The sequence below is a fragment of the Promicromonospora sp. CA-289599 genome (genome assembly GCF_050936155.1).
GTDB lineage: Bacteria > Actinomycetota > Actinomycetes > Actinomycetales > Cellulomonadaceae > Promicromonospora.
The window spans coordinates 1048503-1068926 of sequence record NZ_JBNJNI010000001.1; the positions used below are offsets into that span (position 1 = coordinate 1048503).

General features: G+C 71.5%; 20 protein-coding genes. 7 read left to right on the top strand and 13 right to left on the bottom strand.

Annotated features, from left to right (window positions below; translation table 11 throughout):
* The first annotated feature begins 72 nt into the window (after nt 1-72).
* Together ACQEVI_RS04650 and ACQEVI_RS04655 are read left to right on the top strand one after the other, a co-directional pair.
* Complete coding sequence (locus ACQEVI_RS04650) at nt 73-939, top strand: DUF3097 domain-containing protein (RefSeq protein ID WP_432895185.1); 867 nt, start codon at nt 73-75, stop codon at nt 937-939.
* A gap of 36 nt (nt 940-975) precedes the next feature.
* Nucleotides 976-1509 (top strand): DUF4870 domain-containing protein, encoded by a 534-nt coding sequence (locus ACQEVI_RS04655; RefSeq protein ID WP_432895187.1) that lies wholly within the window; start codon nt 976-978, stop codon nt 1507-1509.
* A gap of 77 nt (nt 1510-1586) precedes the next feature.
* Here ACQEVI_RS04655 and ACQEVI_RS04660 read toward each other — a convergent pair whose 3' ends face one another.
* The 6 genes from ACQEVI_RS04660 to ACQEVI_RS04685 form a co-directional block, all read right to left on the bottom strand.
* A complete protein-coding gene (locus ACQEVI_RS04660; protein ID WP_432895189.1) occupies nt 1587-2465 on the bottom strand; it encodes a hypothetical protein in 879 nt (292 codons plus the stop codon).
* Between the two features lie 90 nt (nt 2466-2555).
* Nucleotides 2556-3596 carry a hypothetical protein gene (locus ACQEVI_RS04665; protein WP_432895191.1) on the bottom strand — a complete coding sequence of 347 codons (1041 nt, stop codon included), beginning with the start codon at nt 3594-3596 and terminating at the stop codon, nt 2556-2558.
* 128 nt (nt 3597-3724) lie between these two features.
* Nucleotides 3725-5044 (bottom strand): radical SAM family heme chaperone HemW, encoded by a 1320-nt coding sequence (hemW, locus tag ACQEVI_RS04670; protein ID WP_432895192.1) that lies wholly within the window; start codon nt 5042-5044, stop codon nt 3725-3727.
* Nucleotides 5045-6925, bottom strand: a complete 1881-nt coding sequence (lepA, locus tag ACQEVI_RS04675; protein WP_432895194.1) for a translation elongation factor 4 — start codon at nt 6923-6925, stop codon at nt 5045-5047.
* Nucleotides 6926-7065: 140 nt separating this feature from the next.
* Complete coding sequence (locus ACQEVI_RS04680; protein WP_432895197.1) at nt 7066-8097, bottom strand: CNNM domain-containing protein; 1032 nt, start codon at nt 8095-8097, stop codon at nt 7066-7068.
* Nucleotides 8094-9482, bottom strand: coding sequence for a hemolysin family protein (locus ACQEVI_RS04685; RefSeq protein WP_432895199.1), 1389 nt, complete (start codon nt 9480-9482; stop codon nt 8094-8096). The genes ACQEVI_RS04680 and ACQEVI_RS04685 overlap by 4 nt, the downstream gene beginning before the upstream one ends.
* A gap of 289 nt (nt 9483-9771) precedes the next feature.
* Between ACQEVI_RS04685 and ACQEVI_RS04690 the strand changes: the two genes are divergently transcribed.
* Nucleotides 9772-10512 (top strand): maleylpyruvate isomerase N-terminal domain-containing protein, encoded by a 741-nt coding sequence (locus ACQEVI_RS04690; RefSeq protein WP_432895201.1) that lies wholly within the window; start codon nt 9772-9774, stop codon nt 10510-10512.
* A gap of 4 nt (nt 10513-10516) precedes the next feature.
* On the opposite strand, the gene ACQEVI_RS04695 is transcribed toward ACQEVI_RS04690, so the two are convergent.
* The 3 genes from ACQEVI_RS04695 to ACQEVI_RS04705 are packed head-to-tail and all read right to left on the bottom strand — an operon-like array spanning nt 10517 to nt 13907.
* Nucleotides 10517-11368 carry a transglutaminase family protein gene (locus ACQEVI_RS04695; protein ID WP_432895203.1) on the bottom strand — a complete coding sequence of 284 codons (852 nt, stop codon included), beginning with the start codon at nt 11366-11368 and terminating at the stop codon, nt 10517-10519.
* Nucleotides 11365-12294, bottom strand: coding sequence for an alpha-E domain-containing protein (locus tag ACQEVI_RS04700; RefSeq protein ID WP_432895205.1), 930 nt, complete (start codon nt 12292-12294; stop codon nt 11365-11367). The genes ACQEVI_RS04695 and ACQEVI_RS04700 overlap by 4 nt, the downstream gene beginning before the upstream one ends.
* A complete protein-coding gene (locus ACQEVI_RS04705) occupies nt 12288-13907 on the bottom strand; it encodes a circularly permuted type 2 ATP-grasp protein (protein WP_432895207.1) in 1620 nt (539 codons plus the stop codon). Before ACQEVI_RS04705 ends, ACQEVI_RS04700 begins: the two co-directional genes overlap by 7 nt.
* A gap of 151 nt (nt 13908-14058) precedes the next feature.
* Between ACQEVI_RS04705 and ACQEVI_RS04710 the strand changes: the two genes are divergently transcribed.
* The 3 genes from ACQEVI_RS04710 (at nt 14059) to ACQEVI_RS04720 (ending at nt 15996) form a co-directional block, all read left to right on the top strand.
* A complete protein-coding gene (locus tag ACQEVI_RS04710) occupies nt 14059-14850 on the top strand; it encodes an alpha/beta fold hydrolase (RefSeq protein WP_432895209.1) in 792 nt (263 codons plus the stop codon).
* 55 nt (nt 14851-14905) lie between these two features.
* Entirely contained in the window at nt 14906-15340 is a 435-nt protein-coding gene (locus ACQEVI_RS04715) for a type II toxin-antitoxin system PemK/MazF family toxin (protein WP_432895210.1), read from the top strand.
* A gap of 83 nt (nt 15341-15423) precedes the next feature.
* Nucleotides 15424-15996 carry a type II toxin-antitoxin system PemK/MazF family toxin gene (locus tag ACQEVI_RS04720; protein WP_432895212.1) on the top strand — a complete coding sequence of 191 codons (573 nt, stop codon included), beginning with the start codon at nt 15424-15426 and terminating at the stop codon, nt 15994-15996.
* A gap of 32 nt (nt 15997-16028) precedes the next feature.
* On the opposite strand, the gene ACQEVI_RS04725 is transcribed toward ACQEVI_RS04720, so the two are convergent.
* Nucleotides 16029-17153 carry a calcium:proton antiporter gene (locus tag ACQEVI_RS04725; protein WP_432895214.1) on the bottom strand — a complete coding sequence of 375 codons (1125 nt, stop codon included), beginning with the start codon at nt 17151-17153 and terminating at the stop codon, nt 16029-16031.
* 244 nt (nt 17154-17397) lie between these two features.
* On the opposite strand from ACQEVI_RS04725, the gene rpsT reads away from it, so the two are divergent.
* Nucleotides 17398-17658, top strand: a complete 261-nt coding sequence (rpsT, locus tag ACQEVI_RS04730) for a 30S ribosomal protein S20 (protein ID WP_432895216.1) — start codon at nt 17398-17400, stop codon at nt 17656-17658.
* 178 nt (nt 17659-17836) lie between these two features.
* Here the strand turns inward: rpsT and holA are convergent, their stop codons facing one another.
* From holA to ACQEVI_RS04745, 3 genes are read right to left on the bottom strand one after another with little or no spacing between them, the layout of a single operon-like run.
* On the bottom strand, nt 17837-18844 hold the full coding sequence (gene holA, locus ACQEVI_RS04735) for a DNA polymerase III subunit delta (protein ID WP_432895218.1): 1008 nt from the start codon (nt 18842-18844) through the stop codon (nt 17837-17839).
* Between the two features lie 29 nt (nt 18845-18873).
* Nucleotides 18874-19728 carry a neocarzinostatin apoprotein domain-containing protein gene (locus ACQEVI_RS04740; protein WP_432895220.1) on the bottom strand — a complete coding sequence of 285 codons (855 nt, stop codon included), beginning with the start codon at nt 19726-19728 and terminating at the stop codon, nt 18874-18876.
* Nucleotides 19728-20417, bottom strand: coding sequence for a hypothetical protein (locus ACQEVI_RS04745; protein WP_432895222.1), 690 nt, complete (start codon nt 20415-20417; stop codon nt 19728-19730). The genes ACQEVI_RS04740 and ACQEVI_RS04745 overlap by 1 nt, the downstream gene beginning before the upstream one ends.
* Nucleotides 20418-20424 lie beyond the last annotated feature (7 nt).

Genomic DNA, 20424 nt, shown 5'->3' on the forward strand with positions numbered 1-20424 from the left:
ATTCGCCCCGGATGACACTCCGAAAGGGCGAATGTCCAGCACTCAGCGGGGCGGCGGAACTAGGGTCAGCTTGTGGTTGACGAACGGTATGGGCCCGATGTGCTGTCCCCCGCGTTCCCCGGCGCGCAGCGGGGGCGGAGCCGGCCGACGTCGCAGCCGATGCCCGCCGACACCGGGCTCGTGGTCGAAGAGGTCGAGACCGGCTGGGTGGGCGCCGTCGTACGCGTCGAGAAGTCGGGCGGGATGCACGTGGTGGTCCTCGAGGACCGTCGCGGCCGCACCCGCACCTTCCCGCTCGGCCCGGGCTTCTGGGTGGAGGGCAAGCCGGTGGTGCTCACCGCGCCCGTCCTGCGCCGCGCGCCCGCCCAGCCCACGCGCACCGCCTCCGGATCGGTGGCGGTGCACGGCGCGCGGGCCCGCGTGGCACGCGGCAGCCGCATCTGGGTGGAGGGCAAGCACGACGCCGAGCTCGTCGAGAAGGTCTGGGGCGACGACCTGCGCGTCGAGGGTGTGGTGGTCGAGATGCTCGACGGCGTGGACCACCTCGCCGAACGTCTTGCCGAGTTCGCGCCCGACGCCGACCGCCGCGTCGGCGTGCTGGTCGACCACCTGGTCCCCGGGTCGAAGGAGCAGCGGCTGACCTCCGATGCACTACGCCACGTCCCGCAGGGCACCGTGCTGGTGCTCGGCCACCCCTATGTCGACGTGTGGCAGGCGGTGCGCGCCGAGCGGCTCGGGCTGGACCGCTGGCCCGTCATCGACCGGGGTACCGAGTGGAAGCTCGGCACCCTGCGTTCCCTGGGCTGGCCTGCCGAGACGCAGGCCGACGTCGCCCGCGGCTGGCAGCGGATCCTCTCCGCCGTGCGCGACTTCCGGGACCTCGACCCGGCGCTGCTGGGACGAGTCGAAGAACTTATCGATTTCGTGACCACGTCGTGAGCCATCTCGTACGCCACAGCCTCTACGGTTATGGCCATGTCCGAGAACCCGCAGCAGCCGCAGTCGCCCCAGCCGCCTGACCAGCCGCAGCAGCCCGGCCCGCCGCAGCCGGAGCAGGCCCCCGCCTACGGCTCACCCCAGCCCGGCCAGCCTTATCCGAACCAGCCCGCGCCCGGTCAGCCGCAGCCGGGACCCGGGTACGGCCCGCCCCACAGCCCCGGCGCGCCCTACCAGCCACAGCCGCTCACCCCGTCGGACGAGCGCATGTGGGCGATCTTCGCCCAGCTCGGCCCGGTCCTGCTGTCGTTCATCGCACCGCTGGTGATCTGGCTGCTGTTCAGGGACCGCAGCCGGTTCGTGGACCAGGAGGCCAAGGAGTCGCTGAACTTCCAGATCACGCTGGTCTTCGTGCACATCGCCGCCCTGATCATCACGCTCGTCACGTTCGGGTTCGGCTCGATCGTGTACCTCGCGTTCATCGCCGCGCTGGTGTTCATGATCCTGGCCGCCGTGGAGAACAACAAGGGCGCGCCCTACCGCTACCCGGTGAACATCCGCCTCATCAAGTAGGCCCGCTCGGCGAGGCCGACCATGCACTTGCTGCCAGGATCCGAGCGATCCTGGCAGCAAGTGCATGGTCATCCTTGTCAGGCCGCGACGGGCCCGGCCGCGACCGGGCCGCCGGTGATCCGGCGGAACGCGAACGCCATCGCGACGATCGAGAGCGGAGCCGTGATGAACAGGCCCAGCCCGCAGGGGATCGAGCCCAGGATGTTGATACCGAGCAGCGCGAGCTCAAGCAGGAACACCGCGCCGAAGTTCTTCCCCACCAGGCGGAACGACGAGGCCAGGGCCGTCCAGGCGCCCAGGCCCTTGTCGACCACGTGGTGGTAGGTGAACGGCGCGAAGATCGCCAGGGCGATACTTCCGAGGCCGCACAGGCAGGCGCCGATCACGTTGGCGACCAGGAGCAGGAGCGCGGTGAGGATGATCTTCCCGTAGCTGCTGACCTTGAAGAGGTTGCCCCAGGTCGCCTTCTCCCCGGAGACCTCGCGCAGCCCCGCGTTGATCCCCAGGGCCGAGAGCACCGACAGGATCAGGAAGCCGATGAGCCCGAGCGACCCGCTGCCGAAGCCCACGCCCGTCCAGATCCCCATGCCCATCCCCACGCCGCTCGACGTCTGGGAATCAGCCGCATCGTTCACCCGGTCGCTGTACTCGGCGATCGTGCTCCCGTTGAAGATGCCGAACACGACGATCATGAGCAGCACGAACAGCACCCAGAACAGCCAGTTCCCCTTGAACCGGTCCCATGCGAAGCGCAGCGCCTCACCGACCTGGAACGGGCCCGACGGCTGCGTCCCGTACGGCACGGCCGGTCCGCCGTAGGCAGGGGGCTGGCTCGCCCCGCCGTAAGCCGGCGGCTGCACCGGGCCCGACGGCGGCGGTGTCGGCCCGTCCGACGGCGGCGGGGTGGCGCCACCCGCGTTCGGCTCGTACGGGTCCTGCGGCGTGTTCTCACTCATGTGTTCCCCTTGGCTGGTCATTGATCCAGCCCCACCTTCACCTCTTCTCCGCATTTGCGCATGTGCAACTGCCGAGTCGTTACCGGGTGGTCAGCCCTGGACGGTCTCCCCGGTCCAGCGCTGGACCAGATATGCCCCCACCAGCAGCATCGCGGGCACCACGACGACGAGGCCGATCCCGCACGTGGGGATGGAGGCGATCACCAGCCCGGCAAAGATGCCGAAGACGCCGAAGGCGGTCCCGAGGTGCGAGAGCACCAGGCCGATACCGCGGACGAACGCCCTGCCGAAGCCCACACCGCCCAGCAGCAGGAAGGGCACCGGGACCAGGACGAGCGTGACCACCACCTGCACCAGCACGCCGGCCGTGGGCACCGCCGTGCCGGCGAACCCGAGCGCTCCGGCGACCACCGCGAACCCCACGAGCCCGCCGAAGCCGCGGAGCACGAAGAAGTCGCGGATGCGGACCTTGCGGGTACGCGTCGCCGCGAGGGCGCCGGCGTACAGGAGCGCCTGCAGCAGGAAGCCCACCGCGGTGCCGGCCGCCGCCAGCCCCCTGGCCTCGAGCGTCCGCCCCGCGGCCAGTGCGGCGTCGACCGCTGCCGGGTCGGTCGAGTTCGCCAGGGCGGCCATCGTGGACGGGCTGAACGCGAGGAGGACGGCGACCTGCGCCAGGCCGAGCAGCAGGCTCATCAGCACCCAGACGCCCCAGCTCGCGCCGAACGCGCTCCAGGCCCAGCGCCACGCGTTGCCGATCGTCGTGGGCCCGTCCGCGTCTGGCCGACGTTCCGTGCCGGAGGCCGTCGGGTACTGCGGCGGACCGGGCTGGGCCGGGGGCTCCTGGTACCGCTGCGGAGGTGCGGGCTGCTGCGGCTGCGGTTCCTGCTGTTCCGGCCGCCGCAAGGGCTGGTAGTCGGGCCTGCCGTACGGGTTGGCGGGGCGGCCGTAGGGATCGCGCGGGCCGTAGGGGTCGAACGGCTGAGGCTGCGAAGGCTGAGCCGGTTGCGGCTGCCCCTGTTGCGAGGGCTGGGTCTGCTGCTGCGGGACCTGCGGGGGCTGCGCTCGCCAGGGCTCAGGGTCCTGCCCACGGTTCGGATCCTGTGGGTTCCAGCCGCCGTAGGTGCTGCTCATGCGGGTACCCCTCGTCAGGCGTGCTGGTGCCGCTTCGTAACGGTATGAATCGGCACAAGATATCGGCGATTTCGCCCACCATGCAAACAAACCCTGCGGCACTCCGACACCGTGCGCCGACAGCGGTCTCAGGCGGTGAGGTCGCGCACCACGGAGTCGGCGAGCAGGCGTCCGCGACGGGTCAGCACCGCACGTGCCGGGCCTCCTCCGGCGCCGACCGCCGCCCGCCCGTCGAGCAGCTCGCGCGCGACCAGACCCGCCACCGCGGTGCGGCCGGCGTCGGACAGCACCCCGAGGTCGAGACCCTCGCGCAGCCGCACGCCGAGCATCACCCGCTCCAGGTGCGCCTCCGCACGCGTGAGCAGCTCGCGCCCCGCGCCGGGACTCTGTCCGGCCTCGAGCCGGGTGGCGTAGGCACGGGGATGCTTGACGTTCCACCAGCGGACGCCGACGGGGGTGCTCGCGCCGTCGACCACCGGTGCCGACACATAGCTGTGCGCACCCGGGCCGATGCCCCACCAGTCGTCACCGCGCCAGTACCCGATGTTGTGCCGGCACTCGTGCCCGGCACGCGACCAGTTCGACACCTCGTACGAGCGCAGGCCCGCCTGCGTGAGCAGGTCGTCGACCAGCTCGTACTTGGCGGCCTGGTCGTCATCGGAGGGCAGCGCCACCTCCCCGCGGCGCACCTGGGCGGCCATCTTCGTGCCGGGCTCCACCACCAGCGCGTACGCGGACACGTGGTCGACGCCGGTCGCCAGCGCCGTCTCGACGCTCGTGCGCCAGTCGTCGAGGGACTCGCCGGGCGTGCCGTAGATCAGATCGAGGGACACGTCGAGCCCGGCGTCGCGCGCCCACCGGACGACGTCGGGGATGCGCAGCGGGTCATGGGTGCGCTCGAGCGTCGCGAGCACGTGCGGCACCGCCGACTGCATCCCGAAGGAGACCCGGGTGAACCCGGCGTCGGCCAGGACCCGCAGGGACTCGGGCGTGACGGAGTCCGGGTTGGCCTCGGTCGTGACCTCGGCCGCGACGGCCAGGCCCCAGGCGCCCCTGATCCCGTCGAGCACCCGGGCGAGGTCCTCCGCCGGGAGCATCGTGGGCGTACCGCCCCCGAAGAACACCGTGGAGACCGCGGCGGGCGCGCGGCCGGCGTCGGCCAGGACCTTCGCCGCGAGGTCCACCTCCAGCAGCGCCGTCGTGGCGTACTGCGCCTGGTTGGCGCCGCCGCCCAGCTCGGACGCCGTGTAGGTGTTGAAGTCGCAGTAGCCGCAGCGCACCGTGCAGAACGGGACGTGCACGTAGACACCGAACGGCTGCGTGTCAGACACCTGTGTCACCCGGGTGACCTGGGCGTCTGACACCTCGGCGAGGTTGGTCGACGGCCGCACCCAGGCGGGCAGCGCGCCGTCGTCGGGCACGGGGATGCCGGAGGGAAGAGCGGGCACCTACTTCTTCTTGTCCTTCGGGGCGTCCGAGTCGGAGGAGAGCGCGGCGATGAACGCCTCCTTCGGCACCTCGACCGAGCCGATGTTCTTCATGCGCTTCTTGCCCTCCTTCTGCTTCTCCAGCAGCTTGCGCTTACGGCTGATGTCGCCGCCGTAGCACTTGGCGAGCACGTCCTTGCGCATGGCGCGGATGGTCTCGCGGGCGATCACGCGCGCGCCGATGGCGGCCTGGATCGGCACCTCGAACTGCTGGCGCGGGATGAGCTCCTTGAGCTTGGCGGTCATCATGACGCCGTACGAGTACGCCTTGTCGCGGTGCGCGATCGAGCTGAACGCGTCGACGTGCTCACCCTGGAGCAGGATGTCGACCTTCACGAGGTCCGCGACCTGGTCACCGGACGTGTCGTAGTCGAGGGACGCGTACCCGCGGGTCTTGGACTTGAGCTGGTCGAAGAAGTCGAAGACGATCTCGCCGAGCGGCAGGTGGTAGCGCAGCTCCACGCGCTCCTCGGACAGGTAGTCCATGCCCTGCAGCTCGCCGCGCTTGGACTGCGAGAGCTCCATGACCGCGCCCACGAACTCGCTGGGGGTGAGGATCGTGGCCTTGACGACAGGCTCGCGGACCTCCTTGATCTTGCCCCCGGGGAACTCCGACGGGTTGGTCACCACGATCTTCGTGTTGTCCTCCATCGTCACCTCGTAGATGACGTTCGGGGCGGTGGAGATCAGCTCGAGGTTGAACTCGCGCTCGAGGCGCTCGCGCACGATCTCGAGGTGCAGCAGGCCGAGGAACCCCACGCGGAAGCCGAAGCCGAGCGCCACCGACGTCTCGGGCTCGTAGTTGAGCGCCGCGTCGCTGAGCTTGAGCTTGTCCAGGGCGTCGCGCAGGATCGGGTAGTCGGAGCCGTCGATCGGGTACAGGCCCGAGAAGACCATGGGCTTGGGGTCGCTGTAGCCGGCGAGCGCCGTGGTGGCGGGCTTGGCCGCGTTGGTGACGGTGTCGCCGACCTTGGACTGGCGCACGTCCTTCACGCCCGTGATCAGGTAGCCCACCTCGCCGACGCCGAGCCCCTTGGTCGCGTGCGGCTCGGGCGAGCTGACCCCGATCTCGAGGAGCTCGTGCGTGGCCTTCGTCGACATCATCGCGATCTTCTCGCGCGGGTTCAGGTCGCCGTCGATGACACGCACGTAGGTCACGACGCCGCGGTAGGTGTCGTAGACCGAGTCGAAGATCATGGCGCGGGCCGGGGCGTTCGGGTCGCCGGTCGGGGCCGGGACACGCTGGACGATGCGGTCGAGCAGCGGTTCGACGCCGACGCCGGTCTTGCCGCTGACCTGGAGGACGTCCTCGGGCTCGCAGCCCACCAGCTTCGCGAGCTCCTCGCCGTACTTCTCCGGCTGCGCCGCCGGGAGGTCGATCTTGTTCAGGACCGGGATGATCTCGAGCTCGTTCTCCATGGCCAGGTACAGGTTGGCCAGGGTCTGCGCCTCGATGCCCTGCGCGGCGTCGACCAGCAGCACGGCGCCCTCGCACGCGGCCAGCGAGCGGGAGACCTCGTACGTGAAGTCGACGTGTCCCGGGGTGTCGATCATGTTCAGCGCGTGCGGCGTGAGCGTGCCTGCCTCGTCGGCGACCGCCCACGGCATCCGCACGGCCTGCGACTTGATGGTGATGCCGCGCTCGCGCTCGATGTCCATGCGGTCGAGGTACTGGGCGCGCATGTCGCGCGACTGGACGACGCCGGTCAGCTGCAGCATGCGGTCGGCCAGCGTCGACTTGCCGTGGTCGATGTGCGCGATGATGCAGAAGTTGCGGATCAGCTCGGGCGCTGTGGCGTTCGGCTGGAGGCGCGCCGTGAGCGCAGGACCGGGGATGGGCAAAGCGTTCTCGCTCCGTAGTGAGGGTGGGCGGGGGCCAACCGCCATTCTCCCATGCCCCACCCACCTCCTCGCTGAGTGCGGGCCATTTGCGCTCGAGACCCGTGAACCGGCGCAAATACCCCGCACTCAGCGGTGGCGGATCAGGCGACTCGCGTCGCCGTCGTGCGTGGGAGGAGCTTGCGGAGGACGTCGGCGAGGGTGACCACGCCGTAGCCGGCCGCCGCGCCGTCCGGCCGGGCCACTATCGCGAGCAGGTTGCCGGTCTCCCGCATGCTCGTCAGAGCACTGTGCAGCGGCAGGTCGGCGGCCAGCTCGAAGACCGGCCGGGTGACGTCCGCGACGGACGCGTCGTCGGCCAGCAGGAGCGTGTCGCGCACGTGCACGACGCCGTCCGGCAGGCGGCCGGGTTCCTGCACCAGGATCCGCAGGTGGCCGGAGGCGCGGGACGCCTCCTGCACATCGGCGGCCGTCGCACCGGGCCCGACGGCGGCCGGGGTCGCGGGCGCCGCCAGCAGATCCTCGACCGTGAGCCGGCGCAGGTCCAGCGCTCCGGAGAGCTGGTCGGAGTAGGCGACGTCGAGGGCCCCGACGCTCACCGAGTGCTCCACGAGGTGCCGCAGGTCCTCCGGGCCCTGCCCGGATGCCACCTGGTCCGCCGGCTCGACGCCTATGCGGCGCAGGCACCAGTTCGCGGCGCCGTTGAGCGCCGCGAGCACCGGCCGGGTCACGACCATGAACGCCCGCATCGGGAGCGCGAGCATCGTGGCGCTGGCCTCGGGGTGGGCGATGGCCCACGACTTGGGCGCCATCTCCCCCACCACGAGGTGCAGGAACGTGACGATGATCAGGGCCAGCACGAAGCCCGCGACGTCGGCGGCCCAGAACGGCGCACCCCACGTCTCGAACACCGGCGTCAGCCAGTGGTGCACGGCGGGCTTGGTGATCGCGCCGAGGGCCAGGGTGCAGACGGTGATACCGAGCTGCGATCCCGCGAGCAGCAGCGTCAGCTCGCTCGCGCTGCGGAGTGCGGCACGTGCGGAGCGGCTGGTGGACGCGGCGTCCTCGAGCCGGTGCCGCTTGGCGGCGAGGAGCGCGAACTCCACCGCCACGAAGAACGCGCTCAGCGCGATGATGACGACGGTGGCCGCGACGACCACCCAGGGGTTGCTCATCGGGCCTCCTCGTTCGCGGTCACGGTGTTCTCGGCGTCCGCCGGTGCGTCCACGACGGTGACCCGGACGCGGGACGGCACGTGCCGCTCCACCTCGAGCACCTCGATCCGGAGCACCTCTGCCGCGTGCGGCTCCGCCGCGACCAGGTCGGCAGGGTCGGCGGGCAGCGCGACGTCGACCACGTCGCCCGCCGCGGGCAGCGAGCCGTGGACGGCGATCGCCAGCCCGGCGATGGTCTCGTGGTCGCCCTCGGGCAGGTCGCGCCCGACGGACCGCTCGACCTCGTCGAGGTGGACGTCGCCGGCCATGACCCACACCCCGTCCGACGCCGCGGTCACGGGGTCGATCTCGTCGTCGTGCTCGTCGGTGATCTCGCCGACCAGCTCCTCCGCGAGGTCCTCGACGGTGAGCACGCCGGCGAACCCGCCGTACTCGTCGACGACGCACGCCATCTGGTTCCGCGTGGCCGACAGCTCGCGGAGGGCGTCCGGCAGCGCCATGGCGGTCGGCAGGACGAGCGCCGGACGCTGCAGGTCGGCGACGGTCGCCGCCGCGGGCCCCGCGGACAGCAGGTCCGTCAGGTGCACGACGCCGACCACCTCGCCGTCGTCGTCGACCACCGGGTAGCGGGAGTGGCCGCGGGCCATCAGCTCGCGTACCTGCGCGAGGGTGTCCCCGGGGTGCACCACGCCGACCCGCGCCCGCGGGATCATGGCGTGCTCCACGTCCTGCCGGGGGAAGTCGAGGATGCGGTCCAGCAGCACCGACAGGTCGCCCGGGAGGTCACCGCTGGCGCGCGAGTCCGCGACGATGTGCTCGAGGTCGCGGACCGTCGCCGAGTGCTCGACGTCGTGCACCGGCTCGATGCGGAGCAGGCGCAGCAGCGCGTTCGACGCGGCGTCGAACACCCTGATCAGCCAGCCGAAGACCGCGAGGTAGACGGTGGTGGAGCGCGCGAGCCACAGCGCGACTGGCTCGGGCCGCGCGATCGCCAGGTTCTTGGGGACGAGCTCGCCGAACAGCATCTGCACGAGCGTCGAGAGCACGAGCGCCAGGACGGTGCCTATCGCGACACCGGTGCCGACCGGCACGCCGACACCACCGAGGGCCTCACCGAGGGCCTCACCGACCAGCGGCTCGGCGACGTAGCCGACCAGCAGGCCGGTGACCGTGATGCCGAGCTGCGCACCGGAGAGCATGAAGCTGGTGCGCCGGGTCACACCGAGCGCGCGCCGCGCCCCGGCGTCGCCGGCCTCAGCGCGGGCTGCCAGGCGCGCCCGGTCGACCGCCATGTACGCGAACTCCTGCGCGACGAAGTAGCCCGTCACGGCGGTGATCGCGAGGATCACCACGACGCCCAGCAGGAGTGAGATCACCCAGCTCAACGCCACCACCTCCGCCCTGCGGGGTTACGGCGTACGGCTGGGCAGGGACTATGACTGTCGGCGTCCATGATCCTTCACGAGATGTGGTGCGGTTCGGTGGCGGCCCGAAGGTCTCCGGCCGGATGCCGCTTGGGCATCGCGTGGAAGAACGACGGACGTGCCCTTACAGTTCCACGGCGCGCGGCAGCAGTCATCCTGAACGCCCATCCTGAACGCCCATCCTGCGTGCCCATCCTGCGTGCCCATCCCGCGTGTCAGGGTGTCGGAGGCGGGCGGTACCTTTCGGCACATGAGCCTCGACCACCTCACCCTGCTGGCCCGGTTCCAGGACGATTTCCTCGCCGCGGTGCCGGACGCCGACGCCGACGCACGGGTCCCCGCCTGCGGGGACTGGACCGTCCGCGGGCTCGTGGAGCACCTCGCGGAGGTCCACCATTGGGCTGCCGACAACGCCCGCGGGGTCAAGGGGCGGGGCCTGGGCGGCGGGCCGTTCGACCTGGCACCGCACTACGCGGCCCAGGCGGCGACCCTGCGTGAGGCCTTCGCCGAGATCGACCCCGACTCGACCGGCCGAGTACTCACCCATCCCGAGCCCATGGGGCCCGGGCCGGTGCGGTTCTGGCACCGGCGGCAGACCCACGAGACGCTCGTGCACCTGCACGACCTGCTCGCGGCGCGCGCCGGGGCGAGTTCCGTCGGCCTGGTCGGGGCCGAGCCCGCGGTCTGGGCGGACACGGTCGACGAGGTGGTCACCGTGCTCCAGCCACGCCAGGTGGGGCTGGGCCGCATGACGCCGCTGCGGCGCCCGGTCGCCCTCCTGGCGACCGATGTCGACGGCACGCGCACGTGGGTGCTCGGCGCTCCCGGCGAGCGCGCAGAGGAGGTCGCGCCCTTCACCGTCGTCTCCGGACCGGCCGAGGGTCTCGCGCTCATGCTGTGGCGCCGGCTCACGCCCGCCGAGGCAGGGCTGACCGTCGAGGGCGACCGCACAGGCCTGGACGCGGCACTGGCGGAGCCGATAGTGCCGTGACGGGCTACCCGAGCCGCGTGATGTCCACCGTCACCGCGAGCGTCGACGAGGCGGCGCCCGCGTAGACGCCCTTGAACGGTGGCACGTCGCCGTACTCCCGCCCGCGCCCGACCACCACGTGGTCGCCGCCGACGAAGATCCGGTTCGTGGGGTCGTAGCCGACCCACTCGCCCGTCCACCACTCGACCCAGGCGTGCGACTCGCCGCGCACCTGCTCGCCCATACCGGCATCGGGCTCGGGGTGCACGTAGCCCGACACGTACCGCGCGGGGATGCCCACCGAGCGCAGGGCGCCGAGGGCCAGGTGCGCCATGTCCTGGCACACGCCCTTCCGCGCCTCCCACGCCTCGACCGCGGGCGTGTGCACGGTGGTCACGCCGGGCACGTACTCGAGCCGGTCCCGCACGGCGAGGCAGATCGCCTCCGCCGCCCGGTCCGGGTCCAGCCCGCCCGCGGCCTCCAGGGCGAGCGTCGCGAGGCCCGACGGCGGCGTCGTGACCGGCGACTCCGCGAGGAAGGCCGACTGCGCGTCCAGCACGGCCTCGCTCGCCAGGTCCCCCCACCCGGGCACGTCGCCGGCGGGACGCCCGTCCGCGGAGTAGCCCGAGGCCTCGACCAGAGCCTCGGCGACGATCTTGAGCTGCGTGTGCGGCCGCAGGATCTCGAACGCCGTCACGCTCGTGCCCCAGTAGTCCGTGTGGTCCGAGGACCACGTGGTGGGCGATATCGCCAGGGTCGCCGAGCGCACCGTCTGGCGCCCGTCCTCGACGGGGCGCATGCGTGTCTGGTTGTACGAGTCGGTGACCGGCGACGCGTAGTCGAACAGGGTCGTGTGGACCACCTTCAGCAGCGTCACAGCGCCTCCTCCACCCAGGCCGTCGTGGCCACCGCCGGAAAGTACCGGTGCTTGATCGCGCTGCTCGCCCGCGTGCACGCCATCTGCACGCGCTGCATGGTGTCGGGGAGGTCGGCGAGCAGGTCGCCCAGGCGGGCGAACTCCAGCTCGGAACGCATGATGCCGAGCGCCCGGCGGGCGTCGTCGGACACCGCGTGCCGGCCCTCCACGGGCTCCAGCTCGCGCAGGGCGCTCTCGGCGGCGTGCAGCGCGTAGACGATCGAGCGCGGGAACAGCCGGTCGAGGATGAGGAAGCCCGCGGCATCGGCGTCGGACGCCCGGCCGCGGTACGTCCGCAGGTACGCCTCGTAGGCCCCGCAGGACCGCAGCATGGCGTTCCAGCCGGGGCCTCCCGTCCCGAGCCGGGCCTGGGTGGTGATCAGGCGGGCCGTCATGTCGGCCCGCTCGATGGCCTGGCCCAGGACCATGAAGTGCCAGGTCGAGTCGCGCGGCGTCGCCGACTCCATGAGCCCCGCCACGACGGCGGCGCGTTCCCGGACCCAGGAGAAGAACTCGTGCGGCCCTCTCCCCGCGTGGGACGGGAGCGTGTTGCGCGTCGTGTTGAGGCACTCCCACAGGTCGGTCGAGACGATCTCGCGGGCGCGGCGGGCGTTCTCCCGCGCCGCGAGCATCGATCCGGCGATCGACGACGGGTTCTCCCGGTCGTGGGCCAGCAGCCGGAGCACGGTGTCGCGGTTCACCTCGCCGTCGTCGGGCCGCGCCGGATGGTCCATGATCGCCAGCAGGGAGCGGCAGGCAGTCGCCTCGTCGGCCCACGGGTCCTCCGACAGCAGCTGGACGTGGACGTCGAGGATCCGGGCCGTGTCGTCGGCGCGCTCGACGTACCGGCCGATCCAGAACAGCGACTCCGCGATCCGGCTCAGCATGCGGCACCTCCGGTCGGGGTGGTCGAGGCCTGTTGCTGTTGTTGTTGCTGTTGTTGTTGCTGCTGGTTCGCGGCCGCGTCGTCGGGGTTGGTCGCGCGGGGCACGCCCGCCGTCGGCTCCGCGGGACGGGCGCTCGCCCGCGGCTCCTCGACCGGTGCCGGCGCCGCCTGCCGGGGTCCCGTACCGTCCTCCAGCACCCAGGTGTCCTTGGACCCGCCGCCCTGGGACGAGTTGACGACGAGCTGCCCCTCCGGGAGCGCGACCCGGGTGAGCCCGCCGGGCAGCACCCAGACGTCGGAGCCGTCGTTCACTGCGAAGGGGCGCAGGTCCAGGTGACGGGGCCGGAAGGCGCCGTCGACGAACGTCGGCCCGGTCGAGAGCTGCACCACAGGCTGCGCGATCCAGCCGCGCGGGTCCTCGACGATCCGGGACCGCACGGCGTCGATCTCGGCGCGCGTCGCCAGGGGGCCCACCACTATGCCCTTGCCGCCCGAGCCGTCGACGGGCTTGACGACGAGCTCGTCGATACGGTCGAGCACCTCGGCGCGCGCGTCGGGCTCCTCGAGCCGCCAGGTGTCCACGTTCGCCAGCACGGGCTCCTCCGCCAGGTAGTAGCGGATGAGGTCGGGCACGTAGGTGTAGACGAGCTTGTCGTCGGCCACCCCGTTGCCGAGCGCGTTCGCGAGCGTGACGTTCCCGAGCCGGGCGGCGTTCACCAGGCCGGGCACGCCCAGCATGGAGTCGCCGCGGAACTCGACGGGGTCGATCCACTCGTCGTCCACCCGGCGGTAGATGACGTCGACGCGGCGCGACCCCTCTGTGGTCCGCATGTAGACGCGGCCGCCCTTGGTGTACAGGTCACGCCCCTCGACCAGCTCCACCCCGAGCAGCCGGGCCAGGAGGCTGTGCTCGAAGTAGGCGGAGTTGTAGACACCCGGGGTGAGCACCACGACCGTCGGGTCCGGGACGCCGTCCGGGGCGCTCGCCACCAGGGCGGCGAGCAGCCGCTGCGGGTAGTCGACGACGGGCTGCACCCGCAGCCGGCTGAACAGCTCGGGGAACGTGCGGACCATGGCCCGGCGGTTGCTCACCACGTAGCTCACGCCCGAGGGGACGCGGACGTTGTCCTCCAGGACGCGGTACCGGCCGTCCTCGTCGCGGATCAGATCGATGCCGCTCACATGGCAGCGGACGCCGCCCGCCGGCCGGATGCTCGCGGCGACCCGCTGGAAGTCCGAGCTGGACTGGATGAGGCGCTGCGGCACGACGCCGTCCTTGACGGCCTGCTGCGCGCCGTAGACGTCGTCGAGGAACGCCTCCAGGGCCCGGACCCGTTGCTGGACGCCGAGCGCGATGTCCGTCCAGTCGTCCTGCTCGATGACGCGCGGGACCACGTCCAGCGGGAAGGGCCGCTCCTCCCCCGCGAAGTCGAAGGTGACGCCCTGGGCAAGGTAGGACCGGGCGAGCGCGTCGGCGCGGGACGCCACCTCGTCGGCGGTCAGGCGGGTGAGCCGGCCGTGCACCTGCTCGTAGCAGGACCGCAGCGCACCGTCGCGGTCCAGCATCTCGTCGAAGGCCTGCTGGAGAGGATATCCATCGAACAGGTCTGTCATGTCCGAACTTTAGGACGACGGGTAAGACGTACCGGTTCCGGGCGTGTTTCAGCTCGGTGTCGCCTTGGCCGCCCGTCACCGAAACCGACCAGGCCTACGTTCGGCGGCTGCTCACCGATGAGTTCGGAGGGGCAACGTCGTCGGACCGACCATGACCAACTACGCGACCACCAGCCAGGGCGACCGCGTCGCCTACGACCTGCGCGGCGGCACCGGACCGGCCGTCGTCTTCGTGACGGGCGCCGGACCGGACCGGGCCGACGACCCGATCACCGCCGAGACCGCCCAGCGCGTCGCCGACGCCGGACTCACCGCCATCACGTTCGACCGGCTCGGCCGCGGGGAGAGTCCCGCAGAGGGCCGTCTCGACCTCGACCGTGAGCTGGCCGCCATCGCCGCGATGGTCGAGGTCGCGGGCGGATCCGCGGTACTGGTCGGGCACTCGTCAGGTTGCGCGCTCAGCCTCCGGGCCGCCGCGGCCGGGCTGCCGGCCACCGGCCTGGCCCTCTGGGAGGCACCCCTGGGCGACCCCGCGGAGACGACGCAGGCGTGGGCCGACGAGATCGAGCGCCTGCTCGACGCCGACGACCACGAGAACGCGATGCGGCACTACATGAAGGACATGCCGCCGGAGTGGCTCGCCGAGATGGAGGCCTCCCCGGCCTGGTCGGCGATCGCCCGCACCGTCGCCGCCTACCGCGCCGACGCGCAGTCGCTCGCCTGGGCGCAGCGTGCGCTGGAGAACAGCACGCTCGACGTCGCGGTTCCTGTGCTCGCCATGTACGGGGTCGAGACCTTCCCCGAGATGCCGGTCGCGGCCGCCAGCATCGTGGCGGCGGTGCCGAAGGGCACGGAGAAGGAGCTGCCGGGTGCGATGCACAGCTGGGAGCCGGAGCCGATGGCGGCGGAGCTGGTCGAGTTCGGCCGGGCGTGCGCCGGCTAATTCCCTCCGGTAGGTCCCTGATGTGCGGTTAACCCGTTCCGGTACGGTTTCGGGCGTGACCTTCGCATCAGACAACACCTATCCCGGCGACTTCGAGGGTGAGGTCCACCCGATCTACAACCCCGAGCTGGACGGTGACCCGGACCCCGGTGAGGTCGTCTGGACCTGGGTGCCGTACGAGGAGGACCACAGCCAGGGCAAGGACCGTCCGGTGCTGCTCGTGGGCATGGACGGACCCTGGCTGCTCGGCCTCCAGCTGACCAGCCAGGACCGCGACCGGGACGACATGCTGCACGAGGCGCGCGCAGGCCGCATCTGGATGGACGTCGGCACCGGCCGCTGGGACAGCTCCGGCCGCGCCTCGGAGGTCCGGATCAACCGCGTCATCCGCGTCGACCCGGACGACGTGCGCCGCGAGGGCGACATCCTCGCGGAGGACGTCTTCAACGACGTCGTGAAGTACATGGAGCGGGCGCTCGACCTCACCTGAGCGGGACGACGCCGGCGGCCGGGCACGGTCACCGGCGTCGGCACGCCCTGCTCGCGGGCCGACGCCGGGCTACTCTGCCCTCCGTGAACCAGAACCCGTGGATCAAGCTGCTCGGCGACGTCGTCGAGGCCGTGGCAAGCACCTTCTTCGACCAGAGCGACCGCCGCACCGACGGCGACCGCCGCCCGGACGGCGATCGGCCGGCGTCACGGCCGACGCCCCGGGACCGCCGTCCGGCATCGAGCCGGAACCTGCCCGAGACCGATGGCTACCCCGGGGACTTCGAGGGCACGGTCAGGCCCGTCTACCGCCCCGAGCTCGACGGCGAGCCCGACCCGGGCGAGGTCGTCTGGTCGTGGGTTCCTTATGAAGAAGATCACAGCCAGGGCAAGGACCGCCCGGTGCTGATCGTGGGCAACGACGGCCCCTGGCTCCTCGCGCTGCAGCTCACCAGCCAGGACCACGACCGCGACGCCGAGCAGGAGGCCCGCGCCGGCCGCCGCTGGATGGACATCGGCACCGGCGCCTGGGACAACAGCGGTCGAGCCTCCGAGGTGCGGCTCAACCGCGTCATCCGCATCCACCCGGACGCCGTCCGCCGGGAGGGCGCGATCCTCGACAAGGCTGTCTTCGACGAGGTCGCCGCCGCGCTGTAGCTCGTCCGGCGGAACGCGTCCGGCGGACCGGGTTACGGCTGGATCGACACCACGAGGAACGCGGCAAGAAGCACGAGGTGCACCACGCCCTGCAGCGTCTTGGCCCGGCCCGGCGCGATGCTCAGCATGGCCACGACCACCGATACCGCGAGCAGCACCATCTGGACCGGCTCGAGGCCGAGGGTCAGCGGCACGTCCATCCAGATCATCGCGACGGCGATGGTGGGGATGGTCAGGCCGATCGACGCCATGGCCGAGCCATAGGCGAGGTTGAGGCTGGTCTGGACGCGGTTGCGGAGCGCGTTGCGGACCGCGGCTATCGACTCGGGGGCGAGGACGAGGAGTGCGATCACCACACCGACCACCCCGTACGGCAGGCCCGCCGCGGCCACCCCGTACTCGATGGTGGGCGAGAGCATCTTGGCCAGGAACACCACCGAGACGAGCGCGAGGACCAGCAGCGCGAGGCTGATCCACGCCTCCTTCGCGGCCGGCGGGTCGGCGTGGTCGTCGCCGTCCTCGTCCTTGATGACGCCCGTGACGCGGCCATACTTGTCGCTCGTGACCGGCAGGAAGAAGTCGCGGTGCCGCACGGTCTGCGTGAAGACGAACGCCCCGTACAGCACCAGCGACGCCACCGCCGCGAAGGCGAGCTGGAAGGGTGTGTAGGCGCCCCCGTCCGCCGACGTCGTGAAGCGGGGCAGGACCAGCGTGACCCCGGCCAGCGCGATCACCGTGGCGAGCGCCGACCCGGTACCCGACGCGTTGAAGCTGACCAGGTGATGCTTGCTCGCGCCGACGAGCAGGGACAGTCCGACGATCCCGTTGAAGGTGATCATGACGGCGGCGAACACGGTGTCCCGGGCATAGGTGCTTGCCGCGTCGCCGCCGCTGCTCATCAGCATGATGATCAGGCCGACCTCGATCACGGTCACCGCCACCGCGAGGATGAGGGAGCCGAACGGCTCGCCGACCTTGTGCGCCACCACCTCGGCGTGGTGCACCGCCGCGAGCACCGACCCGACCAGAGCGGCGCCGATCGCGGCCAGTGTCACCGGGTGGTCATGACTGCTCCACGTCACCACGAGGAGGACCGCGGCAAGGACTGGAACCACCACGGTCCACTGGAAACGGCCTCTTAGCGTCGCGGTCGTCATGGTTCGGATTCTAAGGCGGCTCGTCAGGGCCCATTTTGACCAACGACGGGCGTAGCCGGTGTCACACCGGACGGGCCGCCCGGGGCGGCCGAGCCTCTGGTAACCTTGGAGGTCGCGTGTCCGCCCAGGTCGGCGGGCACAGTCTCAGTTCCTCTCCACGGGTCCCCACCCCAGTCCCGGAGCTGCGACCGCCCTCTACGACCTATCCGCTCGCCGTCAGGCGAACACACCAGGAAGTCCCATCGTGGCAAACATCAAGTCCCAGATGAAGCGCATCAAGACGAACGAGAAGGCTCGTCTGCGCAACAAGTCCGTCAAGTCGGAGCTGAAGACCCACGTGCGCAAGGTGCGCGAGGCCGTCGCAGCCGGCGACAAGGAGACCGCGACGGTCACCCTTGCCACCGCGTCGCGCAAGCTCGACAAGGCAGCTGCCAAGGGCGTCATCCACGCGAACCAGGCCGCGAACCGCAAGTCGGCCCTCGCGAAGTCGGTCGCCGCTCTCTGAGCAAGCTTCGAAAGACGCCGTCCACCCCACGGGGAGGACGGCGTCTTTCGCGTGCCCGCGCTCACTGTTGAGTGCGTGATATCTGCGCTCTCGCGGGCTCCAGAGGCGCAAAAGTCACGCACTCAACGGACGGGTTGCGTCAGCTGGTGGGGGTCTTCGGAGTCAGGGCGCCCGATGGTCAGGACCGGCGGGAGCGAGCGATGGTCAGGACCGCGCGCTCGACGGCGAACACCGGGTCCCTGGACTCGCCCTTGACGTCCGCGTCCGCCTGCGCGACGGCGGAGATCGCCGCAGCCAGGCCCTCCGGCGTCCAGCTCCGCAGGTCCTTGCGGGCGCGGTCCACCTGCCAGGGCGCCATGCCGATGTCGCGCGCGGCGAACCCGCCGCCGCGCATCGACGCGACCTTCGCGAGGTTGCGCAGCCGCAGCGCCAGGGCGGCGACGATGGGCACCGGGTCCAGCCCCGTGTCGAGCGCGTGCCGCAGGAGCGCGACGGCGCCCCCGGCGTCACCGGCCACCGCGGCGTCGGCGACGCGGAAGCCCGTCGCCTCGACGCGCCCGCCGTAGTACTTGTCCACGGTGGCCGCCGTGATGGTGCCGGTCGTGTCGGCGATCAGCTGCGAGCAGGCCGCCGCGAGCTCGCGCAGGTCGCTGCCGAGGGCATCCACCAGGGCACGCACCGCCTCGGCGTCGGCCCGACGGCGAGCGGCCTTGAACTCGCCCGCCACGAACGACGCCTTCTCGCCGTCCTTGGTCACCGGCTCGCACACCATGACCGGCGCACCCGACTTCGTGATGGTGTCGAGCATCTTCTTGCCGCGCTGACCCCCGCCGTGCACGACCACGAGGACGGTCTCCTCGTCCGGCGACCCGACGTACGAGATGAGGTCGGCCATCAGGTCCTCGGTGCCGGACTCCGCCGACCGAACCACGACGATCTTGGCCTCGCCGAACAGAGAGGGGCTCGCGGCGACCACCAGCTGGCCCGGACCGTACGTCGTACCCTCCAGCTCGACCTTCTCGATCTCGGGGTCACGCGCACGCGCCAGCCCGACGACGCCGTCCACCGCACGTTCGGCCAGGAGCGGCTCGGCTCCACGCACGAGCACCACCGGGGCGAGCGTCGGCTCGTCCCAGCTACGGCCGGTGGCGGGGGTGGCGGTACGGCGCTTGGTCGCTGGAGGCACTGACACAGCCTGCCACGCACCACCGACAATCACTCCCAGAGGAGGTCGGCCACCGCCATGCGTCCGCCGTCGGTCCAGGCGTTCGCGACCACGCACGCACCCGCCACCGCACAGTCGGCGACACCACCGCCGACCAGCTCGATCTCGCGCTCGACGGCCAGCCGGGTGAGCACCGAGCCCGTACGGTCGGCGACCACCCGCTTGCCGTCGTCGTACAGGCAGTTATCACCGTCAACACTGCCGTCAACACTGCCGTCGACGCCGCCGTCCGGCGTGGTGGCGCACTGCACCAGCCGCACCGTCGCGCCCTGCGCGTAGCCCTCGCCCGTCACCGTGACCTGGCCCTTGTCTGCGCCGAGCTCCAGCTCCGAGAGAACGAGCGTCGGCGCGTCGGGCGGCTCCGAGCCGTCGGGCAGCGGGGCGGCCGCCGCCGCGAGCACCACGTCGGACAGATCGGCTACGGCCAGAGCGCACGGGTCTCCCGTGCAGTCCACCTCGGACACCGAGCCGACGTTGACGAACGCCCGGGCAGGCCGCGTCGCCGAGATCCGGCCCTCGGCGTCCGCCACCACCTGCTCGCTGGTCGACATGTCGCACTCGTCGAGCGCCTTCGCCCCCGCCGTCGTGTCGCCGGTGCACTGGACCAGGTACTGGTTGCCGCCCGTGAAACCCGTGCCGCGCACCACCCAGGCGTCACCGGCGGCACGGACGGTGATGGCCGGCTCGTCGCCGGAGCCCTCCGGGTCGCCCGACGCCGACGGGCCGGCTCCGGGGCTGCTCGTGGCAGCGGGCTCCTGCGCCGGGCCCGGGTTCGGCGGGGCTGCTGTGCAGGCGGCGAGCGCGAGCACGACGGCGGTGACCGGGACCAGCAGACGCGCCCGCATCACGGGTAACCCAGGAAGACGTCGATGCTGCCGGCGATGCGCCAGCTCCAGGTGTTCCGGTCCCGCATCCAGCTCACTCCCTCGTCCCACACGTGGTACTCCTGCTCGAGATAGCAGGCGACGGCGTTGGTCTGGTTGAGCTCGCCCAGGTCGGTGCGGTACTGCCGGGCGTCGTTCGTCCCGGGGCTGGCCGAACCCACTATCGACGTCATGATCCGCGCGCACTTGCGGCCGGCCGCCGACACGTACATCACGTGCGTGCCGAACCGGTCGGCCGAGAGCTTGGTCTCGCACGACCGGTTGATCGCGTTGGAGTGGATCGGCACGTGCACGTCCGCTCCCACCCGGTTCGAGTTCGCGATGTTGGACGTGGTCAGACCGGTGCCGCGCACGACCTTGTAACCACGCTCCAGGAGGTTCAGCTGCTTGGTGCCCGTGTGGGTCGTCGCGGTCATCGCGACCAGCCGGGAGTTCGCGTTCTCGCTGAACCCGTCGCAGCCCGTGTTCGTGTGGCACACGGTGTCGCCCCGGTCGTGGCACGCCTGGGAGAGGTAGACCACCTTGCCGTTCCAGTTCTCCGGGACGTAGGTGACGTCGGCCGACGCCGCCGGGGCCACCGCGAGGAGCCCGGTGAGGACGAGCGCCAGGGCAGCGAGGAAGGTCGGGAGCCTGCGGGGTGTCGCGCGCATCGTGGCC